This is a genomic window from Paenibacillus sp. WC2504 (genome assembly GCF_052682475.1).
Genome location: NZ_JBQZFH010000001.1, coordinates 3,436,892 through 3,456,544, shown reverse-complemented (window position 1 = coordinate 3,456,544; position 19,653 = coordinate 3,436,892). Strand labels below are relative to the sequence as shown.

At 45.3% G+C, this 19,653-nt stretch carries 20 protein-coding genes; 1 reads left to right on the top strand and 19 read right to left on the bottom strand.

Features of this window, described 5'->3' with window-relative positions; all coding sequences use genetic code 11:
- Positions 1–4: 4 nt before the first annotated feature.
- The 10 genes from flgB to ACUN27_RS15345 form a co-directional block, all read right to left on the bottom strand.
- Entirely contained in the window at positions 5–412 is a 408-nt protein-coding gene (gene flgB / locus ACUN27_RS15390) for a flagellar basal body rod protein FlgB (protein WP_127451094.1), read from the bottom strand.
- A 225-nt stretch (positions 413–637) separates the two neighbouring features.
- On the bottom strand, positions 638–1,423 hold the full coding sequence (codY, locus tag ACUN27_RS15385) for a GTP-sensing pleiotropic transcriptional regulator CodY (RefSeq protein ID WP_127451096.1): 786 nt from the start codon (positions 1,421–1,423) through the stop codon (positions 638–640).
- A 38-nt stretch (positions 1,424–1,461) separates the two neighbouring features.
- Positions 1,462–2,859 carry an ATP-dependent protease ATPase subunit HslU gene (gene hslU, locus ACUN27_RS15380; RefSeq protein ID WP_315951104.1) on the bottom strand — a complete coding sequence of 466 codons (1,398 nt, stop codon included), beginning with the start codon at positions 2,857–2,859 and terminating at the stop codon, positions 1,462–1,464.
- A 39-nt stretch (positions 2,860–2,898) separates the two neighbouring features.
- The gene (gene hslV / locus ACUN27_RS15375) at positions 2,899–3,453 is read right to left on the bottom strand and encodes an ATP-dependent protease subunit HslV (protein WP_127451100.1); all 555 of its coding nucleotides are present in this window, start codon (positions 3,451–3,453) and stop codon (positions 2,899–2,901) included.
- Positions 3,454–3,651: 198 nt separating this feature from the next.
- Positions 3,652–4,968, bottom strand: coding sequence for an FADH(2)-oxidizing methylenetetrahydrofolate--tRNA-(uracil(54)-C(5))-methyltransferase TrmFO (trmFO, locus tag ACUN27_RS15370; protein WP_445559159.1), 1,317 nt, complete (start codon positions 4,966–4,968; stop codon positions 3,652–3,654).
- A 12-nt stretch (positions 4,969–4,980) separates the two neighbouring features.
- Positions 4,981–7,083, bottom strand: coding sequence for a type I DNA topoisomerase (gene topA / locus ACUN27_RS15365; RefSeq protein WP_315951108.1), 2,103 nt, complete (start codon positions 7,081–7,083; stop codon positions 4,981–4,983).
- Between the two features lie 69 nt (positions 7,084–7,152).
- Complete coding sequence (dprA, locus tag ACUN27_RS15360; protein WP_315951110.1) at positions 7,153–8,244, bottom strand: DNA-processing protein DprA; 1,092 nt, start codon at positions 8,242–8,244, stop codon at positions 7,153–7,155.
- Positions 8,245–8,359: 115 nt separating this feature from the next.
- Positions 8,360–9,292, bottom strand: coding sequence for a succinate--CoA ligase subunit alpha (sucD, locus tag ACUN27_RS15355; protein ID WP_127451108.1), 933 nt, complete (start codon positions 9,290–9,292; stop codon positions 8,360–8,362).
- 49 nt (positions 9,293–9,341) lie between these two features.
- Positions 9,342–10,502, bottom strand: coding sequence for an ADP-forming succinate--CoA ligase subunit beta (gene sucC / locus ACUN27_RS15350; RefSeq protein ID WP_315951113.1), 1,161 nt, complete (start codon positions 10,500–10,502; stop codon positions 9,342–9,344).
- A gap of 325 nt (positions 10,503–10,827) precedes the next feature.
- Positions 10,828–11,085, bottom strand: coding sequence for a hypothetical protein (locus ACUN27_RS15345; RefSeq protein ID WP_326063929.1), 258 nt, complete (start codon positions 11,083–11,085; stop codon positions 10,828–10,830).
- A 191-nt stretch (positions 11,086–11,276) separates the two neighbouring features.
- Here ACUN27_RS15345 and ACUN27_RS15340 point away from each other — a divergent pair, with 191 nt between their 5' ends.
- A complete protein-coding gene (locus ACUN27_RS15340) occupies positions 11,277–12,848 on the top strand; it encodes a YifB family Mg chelatase-like AAA ATPase (protein WP_326063928.1) in 1,572 nt (523 codons plus the stop codon).
- A gap of 48 nt (positions 12,849–12,896) precedes the next feature.
- Here the strand turns inward: ACUN27_RS15340 and ACUN27_RS15335 are convergent, their stop codons facing one another.
- From ACUN27_RS15335 to rimM, 9 genes are all read right to left on the bottom strand, one after another.
- The gene (locus ACUN27_RS15335; protein ID WP_326063927.1) at positions 12,897–13,274 is read right to left on the bottom strand and encodes a YraN family protein; all 378 of its coding nucleotides are present in this window, start codon (positions 13,272–13,274) and stop codon (positions 12,897–12,899) included.
- The gene (locus ACUN27_RS15330) at positions 13,274–13,588 is read right to left on the bottom strand and encodes an EscU/YscU/HrcU family type III secretion system export apparatus switch protein (RefSeq protein ID WP_315951117.1); all 315 of its coding nucleotides are present in this window, start codon (positions 13,586–13,588) and stop codon (positions 13,274–13,276) included. Before ACUN27_RS15330 ends, ACUN27_RS15335 begins: the two co-directional genes overlap by 1 nt.
- Positions 13,585–15,360, bottom strand: coding sequence for a hypothetical protein (locus tag ACUN27_RS15325; protein ID WP_445559158.1), 1,776 nt, complete (start codon positions 15,358–15,360; stop codon positions 13,585–13,587). The genes ACUN27_RS15330 and ACUN27_RS15325 overlap by 4 nt, the downstream gene beginning before the upstream one ends.
- A 74-nt stretch (positions 15,361–15,434) precedes the next feature.
- Positions 15,435–16,082 (bottom strand): ribonuclease HII, encoded by a 648-nt coding sequence (locus ACUN27_RS15320; RefSeq protein WP_445559157.1) that lies wholly within the window; start codon positions 16,080–16,082, stop codon positions 15,435–15,437.
- A gap of 137 nt (positions 16,083–16,219) precedes the next feature.
- A complete protein-coding gene (gene ylqF, locus ACUN27_RS15315) occupies positions 16,220–17,083 on the bottom strand; it encodes a ribosome biogenesis GTPase YlqF (RefSeq protein WP_315951122.1) in 864 nt (287 codons plus the stop codon).
- 11 nt (positions 17,084–17,094) lie between these two features.
- Positions 17,095–17,721, bottom strand: a complete 627-nt coding sequence (gene lepB, locus ACUN27_RS15310) for a signal peptidase I (RefSeq protein WP_379171888.1) — start codon at positions 17,719–17,721, stop codon at positions 17,095–17,097.
- 93 nt (positions 17,722–17,814) lie between these two features.
- Positions 17,815–18,156, bottom strand: a complete 342-nt coding sequence (rplS, locus tag ACUN27_RS15305) for a 50S ribosomal protein L19 (RefSeq protein ID WP_127458434.1) — start codon at positions 18,154–18,156, stop codon at positions 17,815–17,817.
- Between the two features lie 168 nt (positions 18,157–18,324).
- Positions 18,325–19,077: a tRNA (guanosine(37)-N1)-methyltransferase TrmD gene (trmD, locus tag ACUN27_RS15300; RefSeq protein ID WP_326062772.1), complete on the bottom strand. Its 753-nt coding sequence runs from the start codon at positions 19,075–19,077 to the stop codon at positions 18,325–18,327.
- Entirely contained in the window at positions 19,074–19,589 is a 516-nt protein-coding gene (rimM, locus tag ACUN27_RS15295) for a ribosome maturation factor RimM (protein WP_326062771.1), read from the bottom strand. Before rimM ends, trmD begins: the two co-directional genes overlap by 4 nt.
- Between the last annotated feature and the right edge of the window lie 64 nt (positions 19,590–19,653).

Here is a 19,653-nt window from a genome sequence, read left to right as displayed (position 1 = left end):
GTTATTACTTCCCCCCTAATACTGTGCGCATTTTTTTAAACTCACTGTTCATTTGCTGAATCATTGTATTGTATTTCAGTTGGTTTTTAGCCATTAAAGACATTTCATAGTCCATATCGACATTGTTCATGTTGTTGTTAATCGCTGTCGATTCATCGGTTTTAATTTCTGAATTCGGTAAATTTGTCGATTTGCCTATAAAGAAATGCTTAGGGTTTGTCCGATAACCTTCTATAGAGGGCGTTGATGAATTCATTTCACCTTGCAATAACTCTTCAAACAATACGTCTGAACGCTTAAAGTAAGGTGTGTCCACATTGGCAACGTTGTTCGCTACCACTTTTTGTCTGAGAGTCGAAGCATCAAGCGAACGCTCCATCAAGTTCCAACTGGGTTTGTCCAACAAAGACATGCACGTTACCCCCTTTCAATAGAGTATTCGACACTATACTTCCACACAGAAAGTATGTATTCCTTCTTATTTCGACATTATTTTCACAAAATAATTAGAAAAAGTTTCCTGTTGTAGAATTTTGTAAGTTTATTACCTTCCTAATCATCTAAGATATTCGCTTAAGTTACAATAAGAAAAAAGCCCTATCTTTTTTAGCAGACAGGGCTTTTCAATCGTGCCAAGCTATAGTTTTGTTTTTATCTGTTCGATGCTTTGTATTAATTGTTCATTTAAGATTCGGATATAAGTGCCCTTCATACCAAGCGAGCGTGTCTCTATAACTCCGGCACTTTCCAGCTTACGAAGTGCATTCACGATAACAGAACGCGTAATTCCAACGCGATCAGCGATTTTACTCGCGACCAAAAGCCCTTCTTTGCCATCCAATTCCTCGAAAATATGCTCTACAGCTTCCATTTCGCTAAAGGATAAAGAGCCTATTGCCACTTGAACGACAGCTTTACTTCTTGCTTCTTCTTCGATCTCTTCCGCTCTTTCTCTCAATATCTCCATAGCGATTACTGTCGAACCATATTCAGCTAATATTAAGTCATCATCAATAAACAGGCTTTCATTACGACTTAAGATTAATGTCCCTAATCGATCACCACCACCGATAATAGGAACCAGCGTCGTGTGTGTATAAGGGAACATGTCTTTCATTTGTTCTGTGTAGTAATAGTACGGGCTGCTTGGTTCAGACGTCGACGTCGTTTCCTCTATCTTCAATAGAAGATTATTGGATTCAGACGGAAATCTGCGTTCCAACAAAATCGCCTGATTCATTTCAGATGAAACAGGATCATTGGTCGTAGCATAACCTAGAATCTTCCCTTTACGACTGACGACATATATATTCGCAATAACAATATCACGAAGAACTTCAGCCATATCCATAAAGCTAACCGCATTCCCTGCTTCCTTTTGCAGCAATCGATTTAGCCTTCTTGTTTTGTTTAATAAACTCATGTAACTGCCTCCTACTTACGTAACCCTGCAATCGCTCATTATAAAATGTATTGACTCAAATCTCTATTCTGAACAATACCGCTCAGCTTTTCGCGCACATATTCCGGATTGATGATGAAAGATTCCAATGTAAGCTCAGGGGCTTCAAAGGAAAGATCCTCAAGCAATTTTTCCAAGATTGTATGCAAGCGACGTGCTCCGATATTTTCCGTATTCTGATTGACCTCGACCGCAATTCGAGCAATTTCATGAATAGCTTCCTCAGCAAATTCAACTGTTATACCTTCTGTTTGCAACAACGCCGTGTACTGTTTCGTCAGCGCATTTTTGGGCTCTTGTAGAATAGAAACAAAGTCTTCAAGCGTTAAATCACTCAGTTCTACCCGAATCGGAAAACGCCCTTGAAGCTCTGGGATCAAATCCGAAGGTTTTGCAATATGGAAAGCTCCAGCACCAATAAATAAAACATAATCGGTTTTCACAGGTCCATATTTGGTTACGACGGTAGAACCTTCTACGATCGGGAGAATATCGCGCTGTACGCCTTCGCGTGAAATATCCGGACCACTTCCGCCGCGGGAGCTGCTTGCTACTTTGTCGATTTCATCAATAAATATGATACCCGACTGCTCAGCGCGGTGAATGGATTCTTGAATAACATCGTCCATGTCAATCAATTTCTGTGCTTCCTCTTGAGTCAGAACTTTTCTTGCTTCCTTCACTGGAAGCTTGCGTTTCTTCATCTTTTTCGGCATCAGGCTACCAAACATTTCCTGCATATTCATGCCGGCTTGCTCGTTTCCTTGCCCTGCTAACATATCCAGCATGGAAGGTGAAGAGTCTTCGACTTCGATCTCTACGATCTCGTTCTCTAATTTACCACTAGTCAATTGTTCGGCGATTTGAGCCCTTTTCGATGAGAGATTTGGATCCGGCGCACTCTCTTCCTGTTCGGGTTGATTTTGGCCCCCAAACAACATTTCAAACGGATTACGCTGTGTTTTGGTGCGCGAAGGACTTGGAGCCAGCAAAGAAACAATTCGCTCATTCGCTAATTTCTCTGCGCGGTCTTTGACTGCTTCCATGCGTTCCGATTTAACCATACGAATAGAGGTTTCAATTAAATCCCTTACCATCGATTCGACGTCACGGCCAACGTAACCTACCTCTGTAAATTTGGTTGCCTCCACTTTAATAAAAGGGGCTCCAACCAATTTTGCCAGTCTGCGTGCAATCTCAGTTTTACCTACACCTGTTGGTCCAATCATCAGAATATTTTTGGGAACAATCTCATCCCGCATGGCTTCATCCACCAGATTTCTCCGATAACGATTCCGCAAAGCAATAGCAACCGATTTCTTCGCTTTCTTCTGACCTACAATGTATCGATCTAATTCCTGTACAATTTGTTTAGGTGTTAGGGAGCTGTTTGCCATTCGGGTACCCTCCTAAAAAAGTGCGTAATCAATTCTGATTTACTCGATTTCTTCGACAATAATATTATGATTCGTGAACACGCAAATTTCAGCAGCTGTTGTAAGAGCAGCATGTGCAATCTCTTTGGCACTTAGCGATGGTGCATGACGATGTAGTGCCCTACCAGCCGCCAATGCGAAACTTCCGCCAGAACCAATCGCCAGAATGCCATCATCCGGTTCAATAATCTCCCCATTGCCTGAGAGAAGCAATAAGCCGGTAGCATCCATAACAATCATCATTGCTTCTAATCGACGTAATACGCGGTCTTGACGCCAATCCTTCGTGAGTTCGACTGCAGCACGTTGTAAATTACCATGATGTTCTTCGAGCTTGCCTTCAAACTTCTCAAAAAGGGTAATCGCATCAGCTACTGATCCTGCAAAACCTGCGATCACTTTCCCTCTATGTAAACGCCTCACCTTTTTGGCACTGCTCTTCATAATCATACTGTTGCCAAATGTAACCTGGCCATCTCCGGCAATTGCACCTTTACCTTGATGACGAATGGCAAAAATAGTTGTCGCATGGAATTGCGCCTGACTGGCATCCATCTCTTCTCACCCCTCTAATGGAATCATACACCGGAAAAACAAATTCTTGACTTGGTTTCGACCTAATAAAAAGAGATAAACCTCTAGCGAGGTCAATTTCACAATTAAGACCGCATCTAGAGGTAAATGTATGAGAAAACGAATGAATAATAATTCAAAACATAATTATAGTAACACAGTGAATAGTGTGATTACAACCTATTCAGTAATTGTTTTCGAAAAATTCTGAATACTCTCAATTGCTCGGTTAGCCAACTTCTCGTACTTTTCTTTTTTGTTCCGAATCCGTTCCGGAAGTTGTGGAAGTAATCCGAAATTGGCATTCATCGGTTGAAAATGTTTAAAGTCAGCTGTCGTAATGTAATGAGCCATGCTGCCTAATGTTGTTTCTTCTGGAAGCACCAAGCATGGTTGCGCCTTTGCCAATCGACCGGCATTAAGCCCGGCGATTAACCCGGACGCAGCAGATTCCACATAACCTTCAACGCCTGTCATTTGTCCTGCAAAAAACAGATTCTCACGACGCTTGTATTGGTACGTCGGTTCAAGAAGCTTCGGCGAATTAATAAATGTGTTACGATGCATCACGCCATAACGGACGAATTCCGCTTCTTCCAAACCAGGAATCAAAGACAGAACTCGTTTTTGCTCGCCCCACTTCAAATGGGTTTGGAATCCAACCAAATTGTACAAGGTTCCCGCGGCATTATCTTGGCGAAGCTGTACGACGGCGTGCGGCAGTTTTCCGGTGTGCGGGTTAATCAATCCAACCGGCTTCATTGGCCCAAATAACACTGTCTGTTTACCACGCTTAGCCATGACCTCTAACGGCATACATCCTTCGAAGTAGATCTCTTTTTCAAATTCCTTAAGCTCTGCTACCTCAGCCGTAATTAAGGCTTCATAGAAAACATTAAATTCCTCTTCCGTCATCGGACAATTGAGGTAAGCTGCCTCGCCTTTGTCGTAACGAGAAGCCAAGTAAACTTTATTCATATCAATGGAATCTTTCTCTACAATCGGTGCTGCCGCATCGTAGAAGTACAAGTATTCCTCACCCATTAGTTCCTTCAGTTGGGCAGATAAATCTGGGGAAGTTAACGGACCAGAGGCTACTACAGTGATGCCTTCCGGCAAAACCTGCACTTCCTCGTTGATAACTTCAATGAGCGGATGGTTCCGTAACGTTTGGGTAACGGCTTGGGAGAACCCATCACGGTCAACGGCTAAGGCTCCACCTGCCGGTACCGCGTGCTTGTCGGCGCAGGAGAGAATCAAGGAGTCCATTCGTCTCATCTCTTCTTTCAGTACGCCAACTGCATTCGTTAAGCCATTGGATCTAAGGGAGTTGCTGCACACCAGTTCAGCGAATTGATCTGTAATGTGAGCTGGTGTTTTACGGACATTACGCATTTCGTATAAAGTAACAGGCACACCTTGACGTGCAATCTGCCAAGCTGCTTCACTTCCAGCGAGTCCTGCACCGATGACTGTTACTCTTGGGTATTCTGGCAAAATCGGACACCTCTAATCTTTCATATCTTCGTTCTGATCTTCATTTACTTCTTCTTTATGGTCGCAATTCGTACATTGAATACTAAGGCCGTTCTTGCTTCTTTTCTCGATCATCATTGAGCTGCAAACCGGACAAGGCTTGTTAACCGGCTTATCCCATGAGACAAAATCACATGTTGGATATTGATCACAGCCATAGAATACTCTGCCCTTCTTACTTCTGCGCTCTACTATCTTGCCTGCGTGGCAGCTTGGGCATGTGACACCGATATCTTTGATGATCGGCTTCGTATTCCGGCATTCCGGGAATCCGGAACAAGCCAGGAATTTGCCGAAGCGTCCCATTTTATAGACAAGGTGTCTGCCGCATTTCTCGCAAATCTCATCAGACACTTCATCCTGAATCTCAATTTCCTTCATTTCTTCTTCAGCAAATTCAAGCCGTTTCTCAAAGGAAGTATAGAAAGTATCCAGGACTCTTACCCAATCCTCTTTGCCTTCTTCTACAAAATCAAGTTCCTCTTCCATATGCGCTGTGAACTCAATATCGAGAATTTCAGGAAAGAACTCTTGCATCAATTGGATAACTAGTTCGCCTAACTCGGTAGGAACGAATTTTTTCTCTTCGATCGCAACGTAACCGCGCTTCTGAATCGTCTCAAGCGTCGGTGCGTACGTACTTGGTCGACCAATGCCCATTTCCTCTAGGGCTCTCACTAAACGGGCTTCCGTATACCGTGGAGGCGGTTGAGTAAAGTGTTGTTTGGGGTCAATGCTTTGTTTCTCCAAAACATCGCCTTTCGATAATGGCGGAAGCAATTTATCCTCTTCCGTCGTCCCATCATCATTGCTTTCAACATAAACCTTCATAAAACCTGCAAACTTCATTTTGGAGCCGTTCGCCCGGAATACCGTGTCACCTGCGGTCAAATCGATGGTCATCGTATCCAAGATGGCGGATGACATTTGACTGGCAACAAAACGATCCCATACGAGTTTGTATAGACGATATTGATCTCTGCTTAGGAATTCTTTCAATTGTTCAGGTTCGCGGAGCACTGAGGTAGGCCTGATTCCTTCATGCGCGTCTTGTGCATTTGCATTTTTTTTCGTGTAAACACGCGGTGTTTCCGGATAAAACGCTGCACCATATTTGGTTAAAATAAACTCTCTGGCTTCTTCTTGGGCGACAGGTGAAATCCTTGTTGAATCCGTACGCATGTACGTGATTAAACCGACTGTACCTTCTTTCCCCAAGTCTATTCCTTCATATAATTGCTGCGCGACAGACATCGTCTTAGACGCCCGGAAGTTTAATTTACGTGCCGCTTCTTGCTGCATGGAGCTTGTAATGAAAGGTGGAGACGGGTTACGCCCGCGCTCTTTCTCTTTCACTTCTTTCACGGTAAACTTCCCGTTGCCCATTGCGGCCAGAATTTCGTTAACATCCTCTTGCGAATGCAGTTCCTTTTTCTCGCCGTTTATGCTGTGGTACTTCGCTTCGAATCCTGTTTTTCCCGCATCCAACAGCGCTGTAATGGACCAGTACTCTTCAGGCTCGAAGGCTTTGATCTCATTCTCTCGATCTTGAATCAGTTTAACCGCTACGGACTGTACTCGGCCTGCCGATAAACCTTTCTTCACTTTTTTCCAAAGTAAAGGGCTTATTTTATAACCTACAAGTCGATCCAATATTCGTCTGGCCTGTTGAGCATTAACAAGATCCTGATTGATGCGGCGAGGCGTTTTGAAAGCATCCTTCACAGCATCCTTCGTAATCTCATTAAATACAACTCGGCAAAGCTCATCTGAACCAACATCCAAATAATGCGCTAAATGCCAGGCAATCGCTTCACCCTCACGATCCGGGTCAGCCGCCAGATATATTTTTTTCACTTTTTTACTAGCATCTTTTAATTCTTTTAATATAGAACCTTTACCACGGATAGTTATGTATTTAGGCTCAAAGTTACGATCTACTTCTACGCCAATTTGGCTTTTCGGAAGGTCGCGAATATGACCCATCGAGGCTTTTACGATAAATTTGCTGCCTAAATACTTGCCGATGGTTTTGGCTTTAGCTGGTGACTCAACAATGACTAATGAATCTGCCATGATCGTCCTTCCTCCCCTCTTAATTTCAAGGTTAAGTCTATTGGCGAGAAGAAAAACTTCTTGAATAGCCTATGCTTGGATGTAGGTAGAACCTGGAAGCTGTTTAATCGCCTTTTTCAATAGTAAAGATAACAGAACTGCATGCAAATGTCCAAACGTAAATTGTCCGTCCTCCATTAGGGCATCAATTGAAATGGGTTCATTCGACAACTTACGGAATATTTCGCCTTCCTCTTCCGAAAGTGAAAATAATGTCAACGGCTTATTTAGAGCACGTTTTTCATCTGAACTTATCATATAGTTGTAATCGTCTACAATCTCTTCCACACGTGTAACTAACTTAGCGCCATCCTTTAAAAGCCTATGAACACCGCTGCTTACACGCGAATGAATGGGTCCCGGAATAGCGAACACATCCCGCGACTCGTCGAGAGCAAACTCTACCGTTATCAACGATCCGCTGTCCTCAGCTGCTTCAACAACCGTAACGCCAAGCGACAATCCCGCAATAATGCGGTTTCGCTGCGGAAACATACCAGGCTTCATCCCTGTACCAATAGGGTATTCAGAAATGATAACTCCTTCTTGCTCAATATTTCGAAATAGTAAAGCATTCTCACGCGGATAGATCTGATTGATAGCGCAACCAAGAACTGCTACCGTCTTTGACTTTCCTTGTAAGGCGCCGATATGCGCTTTACTGTCAATTCCTCTAGCCAGCCCGCTCACAATACCGAATCCAGCACGTGAAAGTGCCGCTGCCCATTCCTCTGCAATCTTTTTCCCATACAGCGTGGGTGTACGGGTACCAACCATTCCCAAGAGTCGTCCATTCAGTATGGCTGATTTACCTTTCACATATAAAACCCAAGGGGGCTGCGCAATTTCTTTCAATATCTGAGGGTACTCCTCATCCAGTATCGTTAGGATCTGAATGGATTGCTTCATATATAATTGAAGTCTTTCCTCAATGAAGGCATGAGTAAATCGGGAGGAAATTCGCTCAGCTACAGAAGCACGAATACCTTGAGCCGAGATTTCCGCTGCGGAGAGCTCAAACAAAACTTGCAGGTCTGGAAACCGGTTAACGAGCTGAAGCATGGTTTTCCAGCCGACCCCTTCAAGTTCATGAAGGCCAAATAAAATGATTCGATTATCCATTAGTATATACACTCCTTACTCGAATGACAAATCTTTGCAAAGCTAGAAAAACAAAAAACCTTCCAAATCCCTGTTTAAGGGAGATGGAAGGTTGCTTACCTTCAAAAAAACGAGGCTATTTTTTTGTGATAACTTTGTCAAGCATTCCTTTTTCTTCAAGCACGCTAACTAGCGTTGAACCCATTTCAGATGGCGTAGCCGCTACGCGGATTCCGCATCTTTCCATTGTTGCAACTTTCTCAGCTGCCGTACCTTTACCGCCGGAAATAATCGCACCGGCATGGCCCATACGTTTTCCTGGAGGCGCAGTTTTACCACCGATGAAACCGACTACCGGTTTCGTCATGTTGGCAGCAACCCACTCAGCCGCTTCTTCTTCTGCTGTTCCACCGATCTCACCGATCATGATAACAGCATAAGTGTCAGGATCTTCATTGAAACGTTTGAGGATATCGATAAACTCGGAACCTTTAACAGGGTCTCCACCGATACCAACAGCGGAAGATTGTCCAATACCGCGAGTTGTCAATTGGTGAACCGCTTCGTAAGTTAGTGTTCCGGAACGGGAAACAACACCTACGTGACCTGGCGTGTGGATATAACCAGGCATGATACCGATTTTGCACTCGCCTGGCGTGATAACGCCTGGGCAGTTTGGTCCAATTAGAACGGTTCTCTTGCCTTCCATGTAACGTTTCACGTTAACCATGTCAAGAACAGGAATACCTTCTGTGATACAGATAACGAGATCAAGATCAGCGTCAACCGCTTCGATAATGGATTCTGCTGCAAAAGCAGGTGGTACATAAATAACGGATGCTGTTGCACCAGTTGCATTTTTAGCTTCGATTACTGTGTTAAAAACCGGAAGTTGAACAAGCTCACCGTTTTCCAGTGTGATGTCTACTTTTGTTCCGCCTTTACCTGGGGTTACGCCACCAACCATTTGTGTGCCGTATTCAAGACCGCCTTTGGTATGAAACAAACCCGTAGCGCCGGTAATCCCTTGAGTAATGACTTTTGTATGTTTATTGACCAAAATACTCATGATCTTTTGTTCACATCCCCTATATTATTTAAAACCGCACGGGTTTAATTTATTTCACAAGTGCAACGATTTTTTGAGCGCCGTCTGCCATGGAGTCAGCGGCAACAATGTTCAGGCCGGATTCGTTAAGAATCTTTTTACCAAGTTCCACGTTTGTTCCTTCAAGACGAACAACAAGCGGACGGGAAAGACCAAGTTCTCTAGCAGCAGCAACAACGCCGTCAGCGATTACGTCACAACGCATGATACCGCCGAAGATGTTAACGAAAATCCCTTTAACTTGCTCATCGGACAAGATGATTTTGAATGCTTCTGTAACTTTCTCTTTCGTAGCACCGCCCCCTACGTCAAGGAAGTTAGCAGGGTCTCCGCCGTAGTGCTTGATGATGTCCATAGTAGCCATCGCAAGTCCTGCGCCGTTAACCATACAACCGATATTACCGTCAAGAGCAATGTAGCTCAAATCATATTTGGAAGCTTGAATTTCTTTCGCATCTTCCTCTTCAAGGTCACGAAGATCAACGATATCTTTGTGACGGAAAAGAGCGTTAGAATCGAAGTTCAATTTAGCGTCAAGAGCCATAACGTCGCCGGAACCCGTAACAACCAATGGGTTGATTTCAGCGATGGAGCAATCTTTTTCTACGAACGCTTTGTAAAGCGCAAGCATGAATTTAACTGCTTTGTTAACCAGTTCGTTAGGAATGTTGATGGAGTATGCAAGTCTACGAGCTTGGAAAGCTTGAAGACCGATCGCAGGATCTACAACTTCTTTGAAAATTTTCTCAGGAGAATGCTCAGCAACCTCCTCAATTTCCGTTCCGCCTTCTTCAGAAGCCATCAAAACGACGCTACCTGTCGCACGGTCAACAACAACACCAACATAATATTCTTTTTTAATGTCACAACCTTCTTCGATCAAAAGGCGTTTAACTTCTTTACCTTCAGGACCTGTTTGGTGAGTGACAAGCACTTTGCCAAGAATTTCGCTAGCATATGTACGAACTTCGTCGAGGTTTTTAGCTACCTTAACGCCGCCTGCTTTACCGCGACCTCCGGCATGAATTTGCGCCTTAACTACGACGACGGATGTTCCGAGTTCTTTTGCAGCTGCAACAGCTTCATCTACGGTGAAAGCAACTTTCCCGTTAGGAACGCTGACTCCGTACTGTCTCAGGACTTCTTTGCCTTGGTACTCATGGATATTCATTTCCTAAAATCCTCCTATCAGTATGGACTTTCTATACGTGCTATACAGGGGAAAAAGTGTAATTTCCTATGTTTGTTGTGCACGAAATAAATCTTGCTGCCGGAATTAGTATCACACTTCTTCACAAGCCCTAACCATTGTATCACTAATTTTCGACAGTTTCCTTATTTTTTTCGTTAATCCATTCAAATTTTCCTTTCACTCTGAAAAACTTTAGCTATCACTTGCGACCATCAAGCGCCCACATCTGTGTTTAAATGACAAAAATGTTCATAAAAAAGACGTATTTCTCAAAACTTGAAAAATACGTCTACCTCTTTATTTGTCAATAATGGGGCGTTATCGGAGTATTCATTCGCGGTTCGCGCTCCGCTTGTTTGATAAATCTCATCTCATTACCGGTAAAGCTGCAAACAAGACATTGAATCATCGGTTCTTCCTCAGGAATCGCATCAGGATCATTGAATTCCGTTATGTTACCGGATAGAGCATCTTTCAGAAACGGCTGCGCATAGCTGGTAATTACACTGAATTTAATACGATTAGAACGGCAGTTTGGACAAAAATATGGCTTCTCCTGCATATCATCACCTCATCTTCCAGTATGTGCATATAGACATTATTTAAAACGCTTTAAAAGCATTTATGGATTGCGTAATTTTTCCATTTTATATACAATAGAGGAAATTAAACGGATCAATAAGGAAGCACCTTTTATCCTCATGAACAGTAGTTAACCTGCTGCTCTACTAAGGAGAGGAAGGTGTTTATTGTATGTACGGCAAAGTTTGGAGTGCTTGTTTGCAAGGGATTGAAGGAAAAACAATCGAGGTAGAGGTTGATATCTCCAGTGGGTTACCTCAGATGAACTTAGTGGGACTTCCGGATTCCGCCATCCGTGAATCTGTGGAAAGAGTTCGTACGTCTATCAAAAATTGCGGATTCACGTTCCCGATGGATCGAATCACGGTGAATCTAGCGCCAGCAGACTTGCGCAAAGAGGGCTCCTCTTTCGATTTGGCTATTGCAGTTGCTATTTTACTAACGACAGGTCAGGTCAGCAGTGAATTTTTACACAAGACCTTATTTTTAGGCGAATTAGCCTTGGATGGCTCACTCCGGCCTGTTCCGGGCGTGTTATCCATGACGCATGCAGCAAAAAAGCTAGGCATCAACCGAGTCTGCGTCCCTCTCTCCAATGCTTCTGAAGCTGCACTAATTGACGGCATGGATGTTTGTGGAATAATAAATCTCTCAGATTTTAGAAATTGGAATCGGCAATCTCATCAAGAGTATTTATTTAATAGTAATACGAGCATTCAGAATGGATTTTCGAGAATTTCCTCAATAACCCATCATGATGTCGAAGATTACGCCGATGTCAACGGGCAGCACCAAGTCAAACGAGCAATGATGATAGCTGCTGCAGGCATGCATAATATCCTATTAATCGGCCCTCCTGGAACCGGAAAAACGATGTTGGTAAAGCGCATGCCTTCCATTTTACCCCCCATGTCGGATCATGAAGCACTGGAAGTCACCAAAATTTACAGCGCCTCAGGCAAGCTCATAGATCGCTCCTCGCTAATGCGCAGTCGATCATTTCGAGCTCCACACCACACCATATCGGCCGCAGGGCTGGTTGGAGGTGGAACGATACCGAAACCAGGCGAAGTCAGTTTAGCTCACCGTGGAATTCTGTTTCTGGACGAGCTGCCGGAGTTTACACGAAATGCACTGGAAGTTCTTAGACAACCACTGGAAGAGCGCTCTGTTACAATAGCTAGAGCACGAGCCGTGTATACATTTCCTTCGCAATTTATATTAGCTGCTGCTATGAATCCTTGCCCCTGCGGTTATTACGGAGCAGAAAATGAAGCAAATGCCTGTATTTGCTCGCACGCAAAAATCTTTCAATACCGTTCCAAAATATCCGGCCCTCTCCTGGATCGCATCGATCTCCATGTGGAGGTGCCTAAACCGAGTTATGCTCAGCTGAAGGAGCACACAATCAATAATCCTTTATCATCCACGGAAATGTTGGCGAGAGTATTAATTGCCCACCAGCGACAGCAAGAGCGCTATGCAGGCACTGGCATTCAGCATAATAATGAATTAAGCGGAACTCGGATGAGACAAATTTGCCATCTGACAGCTGAGGGAGAGCAGCTGCTGAGCGCATCCTTTGAGGCTCTTGGACTAAGCGCTAGAGCCCATGACCGCATTCTTCGCTTAGCTTTAACGATTGCAGACTTAGAGGAGAGTGATCGTATTCTGTCCCATCACTTGGCTGAGGCCATTCAATACCGGAATCTCGATAAGCAGCAAAAAGAGCAAGAAGGATGACACAAATAAGAGCCTTTTGAGCCCGTTCGTCTTATCTGCGAATCAGGCTCAAAAGGCTCCTTGAATATGTTCAATTTGAGTCGTTGCTCCGTCCAAGGATATTTCGACGGCAATGACATCAAAGCGAACGGAATTCTCATATTTTTGGAAGCGGTGCAAGTAAAATTGCGCCGTTTCTTTCACTTTCATTTGCTTACGGGTATCAACGGATTCTTTGGCAGTTCCAAAGCGGCCGGTAGAACGTCGTGTTCTGACCTCAATAAACACAATCGTACCTGCTTGCTCTGCAATGATATCCAATTCTCCCGTACGACAGCGCCAGTTCCGCTCCAGGATCCGATAATCCTTGCTGCTCAAAAATGCCTCCGCCGCATCTTCGCCAAGCTTGCCAAGCTGCTTCCTGTTATCTTTCCCTTGTTCCTTCATTATCTGTCCCTCTGGGTTCGCATTCGGTTATCCGATCGATAGATAAAGCTTAGCACTTCAGCCACCAACTGATAGAGCTCAGGAGGAATTTCCTGATCCAGGTCCAGCTTGGATAATACTTCAACTAATGAGGAATCTTCTTGAACAGGAATACCGTTATCCTTGGCTTTTTGTAAGATAGCTTCCGCCACATGACCTTTACCTTTGGCAATCAGGGTTGGAGCCTTCTGCGCTTCAGGGGAGTAGCGAAGCGCTACGGCTTTCTTGATCGGCGTAGGTTCTGGTGTTCCCGCTGGATTCTTTTGCCTGGTCATGCCCGAAAATCCACCCCCTTGTACGTTTTGGGGAGGTAGAGCGAGCGAAGGTCTGCTCGACCATCTGTAACACCCTTCACTTTCCCCTCATCCTCGTTGCTTGCAGGCTGTGGATAGGGGGAACATTTCAACGAAATGAACTGATACCCCGCTTTGTTCATCGCCGATGTTATTTCTTCCTTGGACTCCTCCATCATAGGAGCTAAGGCTGGATGATCATTATGGATCGTCAATGAGACGATCTTATTAACAACTTGTACGTCCACTAAGGTATTCCCCATGACTTTCATTTGTAGATCGAATAACAAGCGACAGTTGCTTGCATCTACTTCACCGCGTTTGCCTTTGCGGGATTGAATATGAACGGCTGCAGATTGCTGACCTGTTCCATCCATAAATGGAACAAATAAGGTCATATGCGCAAACATGGCGGTTTTGTCACCAGTCAACATCAGTTGTTGACCCGTGATTTGCCCGACTGCTTGCTGCGCCGCCTCTCTGAGCGGCGCTGGCGTATCATCCGAAGCCGTGAGCTGCAATAGCAAGCTCTTCAGTGTCTCAGCAGCTGCAGGCTTGGCCGTATCGTCCTGCTGAGAAGTCATGGCGATCAGGTTTGGCAGCTGATCGTCCTTAGGGAGCCGGCCGCGCTGCATGACCTCTCCGCGCTCCTCCAGCTTCGCTGCCAGATGAGCCTCATGCTCCACGCCGACGGCTTTGAGCATCCTGCTGATCCAGTTAGGCTCTGGATCAGCCTCGGGCTCCGGAGGCGCACTGCTGCGCGCCTCTTGCGATTCCGCCGCCTTCTGCTTCGCAGGCGGCTCTTGCACAGGCGAACCCGCCACCGGCGGTTCGCCTTCAGGCGCAGGCACAGCGCTTCGCGCCTGTGCCTCCTGCATGGCCGCCCTCGCGGTGCGGGCGGCCTGCGGTTCCGCCGCCGGCTGCGCCGTTGCGGCGGGCGGGGCTGTTACGGCAGCGGCCGCAGGCGCGCTGCCGACACGCGGCGGCGGCTCTGCGGGAGCCGCCGTGCCGCTGGCGCCAGCCTGCGCAGCAGCTGGCGGAGCCGCGGCCGCGGCCGGTGCCTCCGGCGGCCGCGCGGGCCACGCAGCTGCGGCGGAAGCCCGCAGCTCTCTAAGCAGCGCGACGACCTGCTTCGCAGTGTCAGCTGCGGGATGCTCCGGCTCCTGCTCAAGCAATTTCGCAGCCTGCTGCTCCACCTGCTCCAGCACCCTCCCTACTGGAGGGCCAGAAGTAACCTGTCTTAAGGCCCCAACTGTTTCTTGTGTAAGGGGCAAACCCTTTTTGTGGGCTAGTACAGCAGCTTGCGCCCATTCTTCCTTATTCACACCCTCAGGTAGGTTACTCATCAAAGTTTCAAAAGCTTTTACCGTTTCCTTGGATACAGGAACGCCTTCCTGCTGCATCAGCTGAACCATTTGCCGATTGCCTGCCGTATCCTTAACCGAGAAGGCTTTAAGGAGATCACCGAGAGAATCTTCTGTAATCTGTACATCCGATGCTGTCAACGGCTTCATCATAATTTGTCCGCCGCTTGATTCCGGTTGAACCTGCAGGTAAGTCACATCTCCTTGCTTAAGAGGAGTTTCCAGTTTGGCTCTGACTTGTACGCCACCTATATTAAGTAATGCTTCTTGATCGCTAAGCAGTTGAAGAACGACACCTTTCACTACTTGTCCTACTTTTAGTTCAAGCACCTTGCTATCCGAAGCGGTTAAATCACCCACCAAGCTGCGAATTAATCCACTTATGTTCATCCCGTTCACCTCAAGTCTTTCTATTGCTTATCTATATTATCGGCTGCTTCTCGCCATTTCTGAATAAGATGAAGTCAGATAAAGTCCAGTTCAAATTGTTCAGACTGCGGCTGCGTTTCTTTCTCTTCCAGCTGCGCCATCACTTTGCGTATAAATAATTTACGGTGGAGCGCCGTCGGACCATAGCGCAATAGCATCTCTCTATGGTGCTTTGTAGCATAACCCTTATGTACCGCGAGTCCGTATTCGGGATATTGTTCATCCCAATCAGCGCACATTCGATCTCTCGTCACCTTGGCGATAATCGATGCTGCTGCAATGGATTGACTTAATGCATCTCCATGTATAATAGCCGTTTGTGGAATTTCCAAATCTACCTTCTCTGCGTCCACAAGTAGATAATCTGGAACTTGGCTTAACTGCTCGACAGCCTGCTTCATGGCTAATCTAGCTGCTTGTTTAATATTCATCGCTTCTATTTTATCTACATCAACAATGCCAACTCCTACAGCTAGAGCTTCACTCATAATTTGTTCATAGAGGGCATCCCGTTTTTTCTCGGAGAGTTTCTTGGAGTCATTTACCCCTTCCAACACATACCCTTGTGGAAGAATGACAGCTGCCGCAACGACATCTCCGAATAAACATCCTCTTCCTACCTCATCAATCCCGGCAACAAGGCTGAATCCTTGCTCCCATACTTCTTTTTCATACTCCAGCAATGGCTTTCGCCCCTTTCCATCTCATCATTATAAGGGATTGCCGCTTCGCCAAGCTATACCCATTTTTTTCAACAAAAAAGCCACTTCCGACCCGCCTTAACAGCTCGGTCCGAAAGTGGCTACTTATGTTTCCTGTATTACTGAGGCTTTTCCAAGGAGATACGCCCCATTTTACCTGCTCGAAGATCACGGATGATAATTAAGGAAGCTTTATCCAAATCCACTTTACCACCGCTCACAATGGCTCCGCGCTTCCGACCGATTGCCTCCATCACCTTAACCACTTCGTGCACATTCTCCATATCCTCCGGAAGGTCGGTTACTCCGAATCGCTCTTGAAGAGCTGCACCATAATGTTCAACCATATAGCGAACAACAAAAAGCGCAATTTCATCTAAGTGCAGCAATTCTTCTTTAATCGCACCAGTCGCTGCAAGACGCTGACCAACCAATTGATCCTCGAATTTCGGCCATAAAATACCCGGCGTATCCAGCAAGTCCATTTCCGTTCCGACTTTAATCCACTGTTGCCCTTTGGTAACACCCGGTTTATCGCCGGTTGCTGCGATTTTTTTACCCGCCAACTGATTGATAAGCGTTGATTTCCCAACGTTCGGAATGCCGACAATGAGCGCCCTTACAGCACGAGGATTAATCCCTTTGCTAAGTTGACGTTCAATCTTATGTGCCCACAGCTGTTTCACACGGGGTAAAATTTCTTTGGTCGCCGTTCCAGTGGCTGCATCAATTGGCAAAGCAGGCAGTCCTTGTTCTGCAAAATATTTCACCCACTGCGCTGTCACCTGGGGATCCGCCAAATCGTTTTTATTCAAAAGGACCAAACGGGGTTTGCCCTTCAAAATTTCATCCACCATCGGGTTCCGGCTGGAGAGCGGTACGCGGGCATCCAAGAGCTCAATGACGACATCAATCAGCTTTAGCTTATCTTCAATCTGCCTTCGAGCTTTGGTCATGTGACCGGGAAACCATTGAATGGTCATTCTATTTCACCTCAAAAATGTATAAAACTAATTTTGTTCAGCGGCCAGAAAATAACTTCCGCACGTCCAACGATTTTTTCGAATGGAACGAAGCCCACACTTTTAGCACGGCTATCTTTCGAGTTCGGACGATTATCCCCCATTGCAAACAGCTCCCCATCCGGCACTTTTGTTTCCGGGAAATCTGACAATGTGTTATAAGCATGTCCTTCTTTATTTGCTTGTTCGATAGCTTCCTTAATGAATGGCTGATCGATTTCTTGGCCATTAATAAACACTTTATCGCCTGTTACTTTAACGGTTTCGCCTGGGAGTGCAATTACACGCTTAATGTAATCTTTCCCCTCCGGCGCATGGAAAACGATCACTTCTCCCCGTTTCGGTGCGCGAATATCATAGACAATTTTATTGACAATGAGTCGCTCGCCGGTAGAAAAATTCGGACGCATGGAATCACCATCGACGATGAAAGGTGAGAACAGGAACCAGCGAATAATAATAACGAGCACTCCCGCGATTACCAATGCTTTAATCCATTCCCAAGTTTCGCTTTTTGCTGTTTTTACAGGTTTTGCTGCTACAGCTTCCGCAGTCGTAACTGAGCTTACTCTAGGCTGATCTTGCTCATTCTGTTCCATCACTGATTGCCTCTTTTCCAGTTTTGGTTTTATGTATATAGTTTGCCCTGTAAAAATGAAAAGGAGACTTGCCTAAACAAGCCCCCCGTTTTCTTATCGAATTTCTTTGATTCTTGCTGCTTTACCACGAAGACCACGCAGATAATAAAGTTTCGCACGACGAACTTTACCACGGCGAGCCACTTCAATCTTCTCAATCTTCGGAGAATGGAATGGGAAAGTTCTTTCCACACCCACACCGTAAGAAATTTTACGAACTGTAAACGTTTCGCTGATTCCACCGCCGTGGCGTTTAATAACAACACCTTCGAACAGCTGAATACGCTCACGTGTACCCTCGATAACTTTTACGTGTACTTTAAGTGTGTCTCCTGGACGGAAATTAGGAATATCCGTACGGAGTTGCTCTTTCGTAATCTCTTGAATAAGATTCATAGTTGACTCCCTCCTTCCACACAGGTGTTCATTCCGCTTATCTACATAGTATGTCTTAGCTGTTATGCGTAGAGGACCACCAGACTCGAACTGTTGAAAAATTCACAACAGAATATATATTATCATAGACAGAAAAGAAATTCAATAGAGAAGTTTTTGGGGGCTACTTCATTTGTTTTTCTCTTTCCATTCCATGATCCAAACCTTTTCTTCTTTCGTCAGCTCTCTACCTTCAAGCAAATCAGGACGGCGCTCAAGAGTGCGAAGGATGGATTCCTTACGGCGCCAACGCTTTACGTTCTCATGATGTCCTGATAAAAGCATTTCGGGTACTTCCCACTCTCTGAACTTCGCCGGCCTTGTATAGTGCGGGTACTCCAGCAGGCCTGTGGAGAACGAATCGGTCACCGCTGACATCTCATTGCCCAGCACACCAGGCAACAGCCTCACTACGCTGTCTATAACGACCATAGCAGGCAATTCTCCGCCAGTTAATACATAATCACCTATGGACAGCTCATCGGTCACCAGATACTGCCTAATGCGTTCATCGTAGCCCTCATAGTGACCGCAAATAAATACAAGATGCTCTTCGCTTGAGAGCTCTTCAGCAATTTTCTGCGAAAACGGCTTACCCTGCGGACACATGAGAATAACGCGCGGCTGAGCAGGTACTTCCTCTGCCTCTTGATGTTTGGGCAAGGCTTCAACTGCGGCAAAGATCGGCTCTGGCTTTAGGACCATTCCACCGCCGCCACCGTAGGGATAATCATCTACCGTATTGTGTTTGTTATTGGAGTACTCACGAAAATTCACGGTATTTAGACTAACAATTCCCTTGTCACGAGCTTTCCCCAAAATGCTCGACGAAAATACCCCGTCAAACATTTCCGGAAACAAGGTCAAAACATCGATTCTCATTCCATTAGTCCTTCCATCAAATGAATCCGGATTGTTTTGGCAGCAACATCCACATCCAGGATCACATCATCGATCACAGGAAGCAGCAGCTGTTTGCCTTTTGGCAAGTCCACAACCCAAACGTCATTTGCGCCAGGCGTCAACACCTCAGAAACTAGCCCTAATTCTTGGCCTTCTTCCGTTATGACTTTACAGCCAATAATTTCGTGGTAATAGTATTCTCCCTCTTCCAAGGGCAGTTGATTCTTAGCTTCGATTTTTAGCAATGAACCTTTGAATTTCTCAACCTCATTAATATTGCTGAACTGCGCAAATTGGACGATAAAAACATTTTTATGTAAGCGGGAGGTTTGAACCGTCACCGGCGTTTGCTTATTTTGAGGGTCAACAATAATCAATTCATTTCCTTTGTCAAAGCGTTCTGGAAAATCCGTTTCCGGCACTATTTTCAATTCCCCACGAATCCCGTGGGTATTTGCGATTTTACCAACAGTTATGAGTTTCTCGGTCATTTGCGCTTGCCCAACCTCCACTATAATTTACCTTCAAGACCATATAAGAAAAAGGTTAGGAACT